Here is a 12164-nt window from a genome sequence, read left to right on the forward strand (position 1 = left end):
GGATTCAATCATCTAATTGCCGCAATGAATCAATTTAAACCTTGTTATGCTTCTGGATAATTTAGCCTCTTTACTACTTGCTTATTCCGGAAAGTGACAGAAGAGGGTTAGTGTGGCGTAGGCGTAACCAGCCGTAGGCATCGCTTTTAGTAACACCTCAGCGCTACATAAAACCGTCAACAGTCAACGTCAAAGCTTTTGCGATAAATCTATATTTATTTGGATTATTGGTGTTTTATCTTATCGAGTTATTATTCAAATATTTTAATATAAAATATTACTGCTGAATTCCTTTGATAAACTCTGTCCTTGCTTCAATTATCGAAGGCATTAAAACACAACGTACTAATAAATTTATATCTAAATTTGGTAGTAATTTGCTTTGAGTAATTTGCTCATAGTTATCATTATTCAGGTGATATAGAAATATCTGATTATTTTCCCAAAACCAGACTTCAGTAATGTTAAAACGCTTATATTTTTCGAGTTTATCTATACTGCCACTAGTAATATTTACTTCAATTGCTAAATCTGGATTTTCTTTCTTTTCCCCTAAATAATAAGATTCATCAGGTTCAAAGGAAGCACCTTTTTCTTTTGCTCGACGAGTAGCACTACCTACAGGTATAAAATTTATACGTAATTCAAATAAGTAAGCTTCCAGCAATATAGCGATTACTTTTTTTAGCAATTCATGTTGTTCGCCAAGAGTCATAAATTCTACACACCCATCAAGATAAGTTATCCGCAAACCTGGCGCCTCTGCTGTTAATGCTTCAAGTTTCTCAAATTCTTCCCAAGTGTAATGACCAGGTAAGAGAAACCGCTGTTCTTCAAGGGTAGTAATTTTGTCTAGAGTTTGTGGAATCATATCATTGTATGAAATCTTATCTATATGATAGTTGGTTATTGAGCGATCGCTCCTGATAAATTAACACGATAATTCTAATATATTGACTATAAATAATGCGGCGTAGACATCGCTTTTAACAACACCTCTTTATCTGATAGATAAAACAGTTAACCGTCAACGTCGATTGTTTCTAGTACTATAGATATATTTGCTGCGGGCTACGCCACTGATAAACGCCATGTCAGAAACTACTCTACCTGCAACCCTAATTGAAATTCCACCCACCCAAGCAGAACTTCCTTATGATGATGGTGTCCCTATGGAAAGCGCACAGCACAGAGCTGCTATGAACTTGCTGATAGATGCCTTAATCCCTTGGTTGTCACAGCGAGAAGATGGGTTTGTTGGCGGTAATATGTTTGTTTACTACAGTCTGGCGCAGTTACGCAACAAAGACTTTAAAGGGCCAGATTTTTTTGTGGTCTTGGGTGTCCCTAAAGGAGAACGCAAAAGTTGGGTGGTTTGGGAAGAAGAAAAAGCACCGGATGTTGTGATTGAATTGCTTTCTGAAAGTACAGCCGCAGCAGATAAAAACGAGAAAAAGCTGATTTATCAAAATCAAATGCGCGTGCCAGAATATTTTTGGTATGACCCATTTAACCCAGATGATTGGGCAGGTTTTTCTATCCAACAGAGAGTTTACCAACACTTGGTTGTTAATGAACGTAATCAATTGGTAAGTGAATCTTTAGGGTTAGCCTTGCAGCGCTGGCAAGGAAATTACAAAGGAATTGAAGCGACTTGGTTACGCTGGGCAACTTTGGACGGAGAATTATTACTAACACCTGAAGAACAGGAACGCCAACGAGCAGATAAAGCAGAGTCGCAGTTATTACAAACGGCACGCAACTTACTAGCGGGTGGGATGGGGGTAGAACAGGTGGCGACAGTTACAGGTTTAGATGCCTCAGCAATTGAGCAATTGATTTCAACATCTGAATTATGAGAAAAATGGGAAACACTGACGCTTTAAGCTGAAATCCAGTTTTCCAACTGTAAATTAGAAATACGGCTGTAATGGCGAGTATTGTTTGTTACTAAAATATAATTCTCTGTTAATGCAACACTAGCAATTAGTAAATCAAATTCAGAAATTGTCTGCCCTATTCTACGAAGTTCTGCCTTTAATTCACCAAACTTTCTCAGAGCAGGATCGGTTAAAGGTACAACGGGTAAGTTTTGAATAAATTGTTCTGCATTAGCTAAGTTTTCTGAAACTCTATTAGAATTGTATGCACCATAATATAATTCAGCAGCAGTGATAACACAAATGCATACTTCATTCCATCCCACTGCTAAGAGTTTTTCTCTGACTGGCTGGCGACCGTTAAGCCAATAAATACATGTATCAGTATCTAGTAAATAGTTCACAAGCTATAATTGCGATCGCTTACAGTACGACTTGAATATATCTCTTCAACAATTTCTTCTGCGGTGCGTGTATCTTCCCAAGTTCCAAAGGTTTCTAAAAAAGCTTCTGATGGATGCGGTTTTGGCTGCTGTTCAGATGGAAAAATGACTTCATTCACTATCAGTTGATTTGCTTCTGAAATTCCTAATTTTTCGGTTTCCTCTTTAGCTATAACCATAACTTGCATCAACCTTATAGCCTGACGCAGAACATCACTTTTACTTGTGCCTGTTTTATTTACTAATTCGTCTAGTATTTGATTTAGTTCAGGTGATAAATCTAAGTTTAAGCGAACCATCTTTTGGGTGTTAGTCATGGTTCTATCCTTATGTAAAACGTTAAATATATTATAGTTGGCTGTTGGGCGATCGCGTCTGATGAATTAATGTGATAATGGCTAAAGTAGATCTTGAGATTTGTGAATTTTTACTCTGATTATTTGACTGATATCTTCCCAATCTTGAATAGTCATTTCTGTTGCATTTCCAGAGTTTAATCCTTCCAAAAGCATTGTTTCAAGACGTTCTTGAGCTACCTGTTTTTGGTCTTGTCTCACTAATTCACGAAAATATTCGCTGACACTGCTGTAACCACCTTCAGCTACCTGTTGTTCTACATAAGTTCGCATGGTGTCAGGTAAGAAAATATTGATACTTTTCATAAGGTTATTTTATAAATCTGTTTTTTTATCTTATGGCAGTTTTTACCATTGCTCAGAGCAGGATATTTGACATTTCATCTCTTTTCAAGAAATTCATTAACTGTAATTTCTGCCTGTCGAATCAAACTTCTAAGTAAACCAGGTGCTAATTCCCGATGATTGGGAATTGATAAAGTTGGTTTTGATTCACACCAAAGTATCATGTGGCTTCCTGTTTGGTGGTCTAATACATAACCAAACTTTTCAAAAATCTTGACAGCTTCCTTACCGGAGATATTCGATAAACGTCCCATTTACACTACAACTTCTCCGATAAAAATTGGCAATTCTTGAGCAGTATAAGGTTTGCCATGTTTTGCTTGAACGTGGAGATATCCTGTAATCGCGTCTTTAATATTTTCAATTGCTTCATCTAATGTTTTGCCTTGACTTACACAGCCTGGAAGTTCAGGAACCTCAGCAATATAGCCTTCATATTCTGAATCAAAAGTAAAAATTACTTGAAATTTCATAATAAATTAATCTTGTATATAGCGCCTAGAATAAATATAACGCTCAAATTCTAAGTTTGTTACTTCATACCCACTAAAACGGAGAGAAGAATGATTAAAGAACTTGATAGAGTTATTCTGACTAGCGATCTCCCAGAGTATAGTTTAGAAGAGGGTGATATAGGTACGGTTGTTTTAGTACATCAAGGTGGCAAAGGATATGAGGTTGAATTTGTCACATTAGATTGCGAGACTGTGGCAGTTGTTTCACTCCACAGCATACAAGTACGTCCCATTGGTAAGAGAGAAATTGCGCGATCGCGTCTGATGAATTAATACGATAATTGCAATATATTTACTCTAAGGCAGTGGGGCGGTTTTTACAAAAACTTGTAGTGGATGATTCATCTGTGTTGTTTTCTCTGGCAAATGCTCATGCTTTAACTTCTGTATTTCTTCTTTCAAAGCCTTTTGAACGATTTTGATAATTAAAGCTTCTAAGTCTGCTACTGTGAGATTACTGAGAAGTTGGTCTGAGGTAATTTGGAAGTTTTCCATAGAAAATTTTTCTGTATACTCATCTATTAGTTTCGCTGATGATTGTTCATCTGATTCAGAGTAACTGAATGATTCATTTATAATCATATCTTTAGTTATTTTGGGAATTTTTTTATTCCAATTTGATACTATTTCAAAATAACCTGCGGCATCTTCTAAACAGTATTCAAACATATTTAATAATATATCTGCCCAACCCTTTTTTCGGAAAAATACTTTCTTGGGATTCTTACGAAAATAACTTCCATCAATTTTTTTATTTACTTTTACTTCTAGATATTCAAACAAACCATTTAAGCCTTTATATCCATATTTTGTTGAATATTTCCTAAAATCAAATAAATTTATTGTATTTATATTTGAAAAAATTGATAAAGATATTATCCTATTTTTCAATGTTGTTATATCGCTACCTTGTATATTGAAACCAATAAATATTTTATTTTTTAATCTTTCAATATCTTGTATAATTTCCTCGACAAGTTGCCTTTCTTCCGCTTCAAACTCTAAAAATTTAATTTTTATATATTGTTGATTACTTGTTTTGAGGAGCCGAGTAATGGTGTATCCATATATTTTTTGTACTGCCTTTCCCTGTACATAATGCGTCCAAAATTCTAAGTCAATAAAAACTAAATCATAAATAGAACCTGGATAAAAATTATTGTTAAATTGCCCATCAATCTTGACTTCTATCTTATACATAAAATATTTTGGAGATTATTTATATATAAAAATATACGAAAAAATAATTACATTCAAAACCGCATATACACGCATTATAACGCGAATCACTACGCGCTTATTTGCGTGCATATGCTGTTAAACATTCCAAATTTTCTACTTACAAAACCCAGTTTAATCCACTTAGGACTTACGCACGAGTTAGCGAATAACGAACCACAGAGGCGCAGAGGACACGGAGAAATCAGAGTTTGAGAGATATTTTGCGTAAGTCTTACCACTAACCCGATCGCACTTTTCCTCAACACTCCACAGTTAACCCATTAAACATCACATTTTCCATAAAATTATCGCGCTCCTAGCTTGGAAATTAAATTTTTGACTGCCAAACTAATTTTTGCGACTCCTAAATTAAATTTTTGACTGCCAAACTAATTTTTGCGACTCCTAAATTAAATTTTTGACTGCCAAACTAATTTTTGCGACTCCTAAATTAAATTTTTGACTGCCAAACTAATTTTTGCGACTCCTAAATTAAATTTTTGACTGCCAAACTAATTTTTGCGACTCCTAAATTAAATTTTTGACTACCAAACTAATTTTTGCGACTCCTAAATTAAATTTTTGACTCCTAAACTAATTTTTGCGACTCCTAAATTAAATTTTTGACTACCAAACTAATTTTTGCGACTCCTAAAGCTACTATTCTCAAAGAATTTCAGCAAATATACTCACATTTACAACATTTTACAACTAAATAAGGTACGCCCCTCCCCAACCCTCCCCTTACCAAGGGGAGGGTGCCGTAAGGCGGGTGGGGTATTTCTGTACCTCACCAACTTGAAATCTGCTGTATTTATTTTATGAACTAATCCCAATGCCTTAAAACTTCTCATAAAAAACGCAAATATACGCATTAAACGCAATTTCAGCATTTCCATACGTATATTTGCGCTAAAATTAGGGGCATCGCACCTTTAATGCACTAAAGCGATCGCTCTTTTCGTCAATGCTTCAGCAGTCAATCCATTAAACGCCATCAACTCACCAGCACTGGCTGTAGTTTCGCCACGTTTCCAGGCAAAAGTATCGCGCTTCGCTGTACTCCGTAACAAAATTGGTTCTAGCATCGCGGCTGCACCACCTGTCACCGCAATTAGCGCATCGCCATCAAATAATTCGGCAAATTTCGCATCATCCAAGAAACCGCCATCAGGTTCCGAACAGGTATCCCAAGCAGTATCATGAGGACGATATAAACGTCTGGGGTTAATTACAGAAACTATCTTCGCACCAATACCTTCATTTTCTAAGAAAGTAGCCGCCTCAAATACTGGCATTAATGTCATATCGCCAATGACAGCAAATACAACTTGTTTATCGCCAGGGACTTCATGCAATACCACCGCACCATCTTGTAAACCTTGGCGACTTTGTTCTAAAGTAATGCGAATTGGTAATGGTGATTTACTTGCAGTAATTACAATTCCCTTATTCTTAGTTTGCAATGCCCAGTTATAACAAACTTGGATACTGTTAGCATCGGGAGGAAATAATGGAAAAACATTTCCATTTCGCATTAGCGAAGCAAAGTAAGCTTCAATTTCTGGACGTTGGTGAGTCCAACCGTTGCGCCCTTGCTCTAATGCGCCTGCTGTGAATAAAGTAATAGTCGAAGGAGTTTGACGGCGCAATTCTGCCATTGCTTGGGTGACAGTTTGCCAAATTGGTAATCCGTTGATGGCAAAAGATTCGTAAGAACACCACAAAGTTCTCGCACCCATTAATGACAAACCAGCTGCTAAACCCGCACAAGCATCTTCGCTCAAAGGTTCGTAAACTTGTCCGTTTGGCGCTTGGTTATATAAATCGTCGGTTGTCGGGTGGATAATTTTTAATGCTTGGTTGATATTAGCAATTCCCGATGCTTCGTTACCGTCGGCGTTGGTGACAAGGAAATTTTTATCTTTTTGTCCAACTATTCCTACTAATCTTCCCATTGCAGTTGTAGAAACTTTTGGTTCGCCACCGACTGCATATTCTTCTAAAGGTAATTCGCCTAATTCTGGCAATGGTAATTCAAATTCTGTGACCACTGTTTTGGCTGCGGGGCCACCGCCTGCGCGTTCGGCGTTGGTTCTGACTAATTGCCAAGCTTCAGCAGATAAAGCGCGAGTCTGCAATGCACTCACAATATGCGGCGCATCTAACGTATCTTTAGGATAAAGGTTGTGAGATTTTGCACCGCGGGCGTGGACTCCTGCACCTTTAAGTTGTTTAATAATAAAAACAGTAAGCTTGCCACCTAATGCCGATCGCGCTGCTTTATCTACACCCTCAAGTACAGCTTGGGTAAATGCTAGGCGTTTTTCAAAGGAAAAAACGGTACTATCAACGTAATCACCTGGTTGATTTTGGTCGTCAAAATCTTTAGCATCCACTAACACGACTTCCTCAAAACCATTACCTTGCCAATATGCTTGCATTTGTTGGTTGGTTTTGAGAGAAACCATGCTGTGGTGTTCTTGGCTATAACCATTCCACACTAATATCGGTAAAAAATTGGTCGCAGTAGGATAAGCAGTATGGAAATGTGCGATCGCACTTACAATATAAGGTTCGCCCAATCCACCATCGCCAACTGTAAAAGGGAATAACTTATCTTTGTGCAACAGTGCAGCCGCCATTGCAAAGTGTTGTCCTTGTCCCAAAGGCCCCGCAGGTGCGAGAATACCAGGTATATAACCAGAAAGGTGTCCTAAAAGACCGTGTTTTTCTCGGAAGCGATCGCGCAATTGTTGGACTGTATAAATTCCCATGTCCTCTAGCGAACGATCCAAGAACATGGCACTATAAAATCCGGGGGCGTGGTGTCCGACTTCGGTGATAATGTTCTTGTATCCCAGCATGACAAGAGATGCATAAGCTTCCGCTTGGCTGGCAAATCCGCCGGGATGTCCAGAGGCTTTACTACCAGTAACTTGCAAAGTTAGATAACGTAGGGCATCGGCAGCGAGTAAAGTTTGATATACTGCTGCTTTGTCTGTGGGAGATGCGATCGCTACATTGCCCGATTCAATAGCAGGAGTTGCACCATAAGTTTCAAAACCTGGTAGTGCTTCGCCAAAATATTGAATTCCTTCAGAAAAATTGGGAAGCGCAGAAGAAGCCTTTGGGGTGATTGCAGTCATGCTGAGTACCTTATGACGATGAAATGAAACTGTAGATGCTCGTTGAATTCAACAAAAATTCTACATCGTTTGATGTTGTAACAGTTTATTGCTTTTTTGCAACGTCAGGATAAGTACTTTAAATGGTTCGCTATGGTAGGCAATAGGCAACAGGCAATAGGCAATAGAGTTAAAAGTATCTTTGTGTCCGGGTTTTACGACCAGTTTATGTCCTAACTTAGCTGCCAAATGCTATAAAATTTGCAATCTGAATCCAGACGTAGAGACGTTGCAATGCAACGTCTCTACAAGGATTCTGGATATCATGCACAATTGTTTTCATACATGAAACCAGCAACACATTTTTAAAACTAGTATGGATTAATACACTATCAATCTAGCCAGTAGGGTGCGTTATCGCGCCAGCGTAACGCACCGTCAATAGACCTGTTGCATAAATAATTTTTTGTCTCACGCAAAGGCGCAAAGACGCAAAGAAGAGAGCGAAGAAAAGGACTTTTGTAAGAAGTCTAACGTCCATAACGCACCCTACCAAACTCTAGTAACTAAATTTAGGAGGAAAACGTACTGTTACAACGTCCCCAAACTGTAAAGAACGATTTGTCATTGCTCAACAATTACTACTCCCATTTCAGGAACATATTTAACAGGTAAACCCTTATTCAGTTCGCCCGGTTGCCAATCATAAGGTTCATAGCTGCCCAAATTTGATAAGTCAGTCTCTAGCCATCCTGTATCAGATTCTTCATCTAATTCTTCGCTGACTATAGATAACTGCGATTCCTGACGATTATGTTTTTGCCACTCTAAAAACTCAATAAAATCTAGAACTTGTTGCTGTGCATTATCTGGAAGGCGTTCTAGTTTTTCTAAAATCTTTGCTTTGATAAAATCCATGATGATTTCTATAGTTTTGCCTAAGTCCTAATCTAATCGTAGTAGACTATGGTTTTCGTTGGTCAACCCAGCCTACAATATTTCAATTTTTGATTTAGTCAAAGTTGATGGTTGCGCTAGTTAATTTAACTCGCCAAATTTAGGACTCCACCAGCCTTTTTGTGTAGAAAAATAAGCTACTTGCTGATGTTTTTTGTCCTGACGAGATTGGGGGTTTGAACACCTTAGCATTGTTTTGTTTTGCCCTTCCTTAATGTAAGTGTATTCTTCTAATGGTTTTTTACATACTGGACAAGAGTATGAAGTTAGCTTAGCTGGAGGTTTGGCAACACTTTCATTTTTGGATACTTTGTTTCGAGGTGATTCCCAAGTTTTGCTGAGGTCACTCCAAAAAAGAACGATGTTTTCACAACCGCTAACACATTTGAGGAAGTATTTCTTTTTAACTTTGCTACTCGGAATTTTAGCTAAACAATTTTTGCATTCAGGGCAGCGAGTTCTGGAGGTTTCATATTTGCGTTCTCGTCCGGGTGAAGCTTTGCTTGGAGATGCGCTACTCACAGCCACAGTTTTGGCTTTTGCTAAAGCTGGTGCAAAGTATTCCTGATTCCAAGTGCTTAAATATTGTTGCCAGCCTTGTTTGCCAACTGCGATCGCATCTAGAGCATCTTCCATCTTAGCGGTGAATTCCGCCTCTAGTAAATCCGGTAAGGCTTTTTGTAAGAATGCATCAACTTCTAAACCCAAAGCCGTTGGTTGCAGATGATCCTTGGTCAACTGCACATAATCCCGCTTTTTCAAGGTGGCGACGGTGGGAGCATAAGTACTGGGACGACCAATACCTTTGCGTTCCATTAGTTGTACTAGTTTCGGTTCGCTGTATCGAGGCGGCGGTTGTGTTTGTTTCTTTTCATGCTGTGCATCTTTTAATGTTAGTATCTGCCCCTGTTGCAACTGCGGTATAACTGTATCTTTACTGATATTATTCCAGTACCGGGCATAACCGTAGAACTCAACTACTTGTCCATTACAAAGCCACAGCAGATTTCCAGATTGAGTAACTATTTGGGTTTTGCGGAGTTGGGCGGCACGACATTGAGAAGCGATCGCCCGTTTCCAAATCATTACATACAGGTTAAAATCATCGGTTGGCAGTTCTATCCGTAACTCGGCTGAAGGACGGAAAACATCTGTTGGGCGGATAGCTTCGTGTGCTTCTTGAGCCAATTTAGCACTGCGATGTTTGGATAAGGACTGCGGTACATTTTGGGGGTCATTTTGCTCTAACCACTGACGCGCAGCAGCACAAAATTCAGGACTTAACATCACTGAATCTGTTCGCATATATGTAATTAACCCGGCTTCATAAAGCTTTTGGGCAACTTGCATGGTTTTGTCTGGAGAAAACCTCAGCTTGGAACCAGCTGCTTGTTGCAAGCTAGAAGTAGTGAATGGAGGAGGTGGTTGGCGTTGAACTATTTTCCCTTCAAACTTAATAACCTGATGGGGATGGCGGCGTGCTTCTTCAACTAACCTGTTTGCTTCTGCTTCCGAGAGAATACGCTTACTTTCTGGTGCTTGTGTAGTATTTGTTGCGGCATCATCATTAGTTTCAGTTTTTTGTTCTGGCGTATCTGCGTCAGAATTAGCCGTTCCTTTGTAGAAAGCGCGAAATCCTTCAGCATAATCTACCCAGACACTCCAGTAGTCTTGGGGTACAAAAGTTTGAATTTCTTTTTCGCGCTGGCAAATCAAGTGCAATGTGGCGCTTTGAACTCGACCGACGCTTTTTGCACCGTTGTTTAATGCCCAAACTAGGGGACTTCCTTTATAGCCGACTAACTTATCCAAACAATCGCGGCACAGTCCCGCACCTACTAAGTTTAAATCTAGTTTTCTGGGTTTGGCGATCGCTTCTCGAACTGCTGGTGCTGTAATTTCTGTATAAATTACTCGTTTTGGTTCTTTTAATCCCAGCACTTCTTTGATATGCCAAGCGATTGTTTCTCCCTCCCGGTCTGGGTCGGTGGCGATAACAACTTCATCAACCTGTTTAACTGCGGCTTTTAGTTGCTGAATGGTTTCCTTGGCTCGTTGGTCGCGGGGAATATAATTGCATTTGACCCGACTACCATCCATACTGAAACCCAACGAATCTTCGCCTTCATCGCTGAGTTCGCGGATATGGCCGCAGCTAGCTAGAACTTTCCATTCTGAACCCAGAATTTGACTGAGTTTTTTGACTTTTCCGGGGGATTCTACCACAAGGAGGCGTTTGGGCATAGCACCTGCGTTGAATAGTCCTTGATATCGAAAGGGGCGATCGCATACTTTAGTATAAAAGTACTATATCACTCGACTTTTTTTAAAATTGTTACACTTAGTTAAGCCTTGTTGTAAAAATACGGAAGATCCCTTAGTTTTCGGAAATTACGCTGATTTATAGCAATAATGCATGAAAATACGTCATAAATTATGAACACAGACGCTAATGGTCCATAAATACCTACCGCCAACGTAGAACCCGCAAGTTAGCAGGTAAAGAAAGAAATAAGAACTCAAAAAATTTGGCCCAGCCTCACAAAAAAATGGTATTAATTAAAGCTTTGTTTAAAAAGTTTTTGCAAAAGCTTCTAATTGAGCTAATGTATGAAAAAATTCTATCTATCCTGTATTGGAGATTAATACCATGTTTACAAGTTTAGTAAAAGGTATGATAGAAAACACTCCTATTAAGAAATGGGAGTATATCGATCGACGGCTTGAGATCCGCAGAAAACGAAAAAGAATAGAATTTATAGAACAATTTTTGCCGAAGAATGGAATCGGTGCGGAATTAGGAGTATTCAAAGGTCATCTGTCCCCCACTCTTCTGGAGCATACCAAGCCACAAAAATTGCACCTCATCGATCCTTGGTATTTCTTGTCAAGTCGTTGGGAATGGGCAAACGGCAATCAAAGTACGGTTGATGCTTTAATAAAAATTCTGCAAATCTTCAAGAAAGAAATTGAAGATGGACGTATTTTGATACATGTGGGCGACGATCTTCAAGTAGTTGCCACATTTCCCGATCGATATTTTGATTGGGTTTACATCGATACGTCTCATCAGTATGAACATACTAAACAGGAGTTACTCTTACTAGAGAGCAAAGTGAAGGAAGATGGTATAATAGCCGGCGATGATTGGCAGCCAGACCCAAATCGTAGGCATTATGGAGTTTATAAAGCTGTAAATGAATTTGTAAGTTCGGGAAAATATACTCTTATATACTCCGATAATGACAATAGGCAATGGGCAATAAAAAGGAGCTAAAAAGCCACTAGCAACAATTCTAATGTGCTCCATTGTGGCCGT

At 38.8% G+C, this 12164-nt stretch carries 13 protein-coding genes; 3 read left to right on the forward strand and 10 right to left on the reverse strand.

Annotated elements, in window-relative coordinates; all coding sequences use genetic code 11:
* Positions 1-277: 277 nt before the first annotated feature.
* Positions 278-871, reverse strand: a complete 594-nt coding sequence (locus tag H6H03_RS33390) for a Uma2 family endonuclease (RefSeq protein WP_190959318.1) — start codon at positions 869-871, stop codon at positions 278-280.
* Between the two features lie 220 nt (positions 872-1091).
* Here H6H03_RS33390 and H6H03_RS33395 point away from each other — a divergent pair, with 220 nt between their 5' ends.
* A complete protein-coding gene (locus H6H03_RS33395; RefSeq protein WP_190959319.1) occupies positions 1092-1859 on the forward strand; it encodes a Uma2 family endonuclease in 768 nt (255 codons plus the stop codon).
* Between the two features lie 23 nt (positions 1860-1882).
* On the opposite strand, the gene H6H03_RS33400 is transcribed toward H6H03_RS33395, so the two are convergent.
* The 5 genes from H6H03_RS33400 to H6H03_RS33420 form a co-directional block, all read right to left on the reverse strand.
* A complete protein-coding gene (locus tag H6H03_RS33400) occupies positions 1883-2284 on the reverse strand; it encodes a type II toxin-antitoxin system VapC family toxin (protein WP_190959320.1) in 402 nt (133 codons plus the stop codon).
* Positions 2281-2640, reverse strand: a complete 360-nt coding sequence (locus H6H03_RS33405) for a ribbon-helix-helix protein, CopG family (protein WP_190959321.1) — start codon at positions 2638-2640, stop codon at positions 2281-2283. Before H6H03_RS33405 ends, H6H03_RS33400 begins: the two co-directional genes overlap by 4 nt.
* A gap of 81 nt (positions 2641-2721) precedes the next feature.
* On the reverse strand, positions 2722-2985 hold the full coding sequence (locus H6H03_RS33410) for a type II toxin-antitoxin system ParD family antitoxin (RefSeq protein WP_190959322.1): 264 nt from the start codon (positions 2983-2985) through the stop codon (positions 2722-2724).
* Positions 2986-3059: 74 nt separating this feature from the next.
* Positions 3060-3278: a type II toxin-antitoxin system HicA family toxin gene (locus H6H03_RS33415; RefSeq protein WP_190959323.1), complete on the reverse strand. Its 219-nt coding sequence runs from the start codon at positions 3276-3278 to the stop codon at positions 3060-3062.
* The gene (locus H6H03_RS33420; protein WP_190959324.1) at positions 3279-3497 is read right to left on the reverse strand and encodes a type II toxin-antitoxin system HicB family antitoxin; all 219 of its coding nucleotides are present in this window, start codon (positions 3495-3497) and stop codon (positions 3279-3281) included.
* A gap of 90 nt (positions 3498-3587) precedes the next feature.
* Here H6H03_RS33420 and H6H03_RS33425 point away from each other — a divergent pair, with 90 nt between their 5' ends.
* Entirely contained in the window at positions 3588-3812 is a 225-nt protein-coding gene (locus tag H6H03_RS33425; protein ID WP_190959325.1) for a DUF4926 domain-containing protein, read from the forward strand.
* A gap of 24 nt (positions 3813-3836) precedes the next feature.
* Here H6H03_RS33425 and H6H03_RS33430 read toward each other — a convergent pair whose 3' ends face one another.
* The 4 genes from H6H03_RS33430 to topA form a co-directional block, all read right to left on the reverse strand.
* A complete protein-coding gene (locus tag H6H03_RS33430; RefSeq protein WP_190959326.1) occupies positions 3837-4739 on the reverse strand; it encodes a hypothetical protein in 903 nt (300 codons plus the stop codon).
* Between the two features lie 956 nt (positions 4740-5695).
* Entirely contained in the window at positions 5696-7909 is a 2214-nt protein-coding gene (locus H6H03_RS33435) for a phosphoketolase family protein (protein ID WP_190959327.1), read from the reverse strand.
* 603 nt (positions 7910-8512) lie between these two features.
* On the reverse strand, positions 8513-8806 hold the full coding sequence (locus H6H03_RS33440; protein ID WP_190959328.1) for a DUF2281 domain-containing protein: 294 nt from the start codon (positions 8804-8806) through the stop codon (positions 8513-8515).
* Between the two features lie 120 nt (positions 8807-8926).
* Positions 8927-11089 carry a type I DNA topoisomerase gene (topA, locus tag H6H03_RS33445; RefSeq protein ID WP_190959329.1) on the reverse strand — a complete coding sequence of 721 codons (2163 nt, stop codon included), beginning with the start codon at positions 11087-11089 and terminating at the stop codon, positions 8927-8929.
* A gap of 406 nt (positions 11090-11495) precedes the next feature.
* Here topA and H6H03_RS33450 point away from each other — a divergent pair, with 406 nt between their 5' ends.
* Positions 11496-12122, forward strand: coding sequence for a class I SAM-dependent methyltransferase (locus H6H03_RS33450; protein ID WP_190959330.1), 627 nt, complete (start codon positions 11496-11498; stop codon positions 12120-12122).
* Positions 12123-12164: the final 42 nt, after the last annotated feature.

The organism is Nostoc paludosum FACHB-159 (assembly GCF_014698835.1).
Taxonomy (GTDB): Bacteria; Cyanobacteriota; Cyanobacteriia; order Cyanobacteriales; family Nostocaceae; genus Nostoc; species Nostoc paludosum.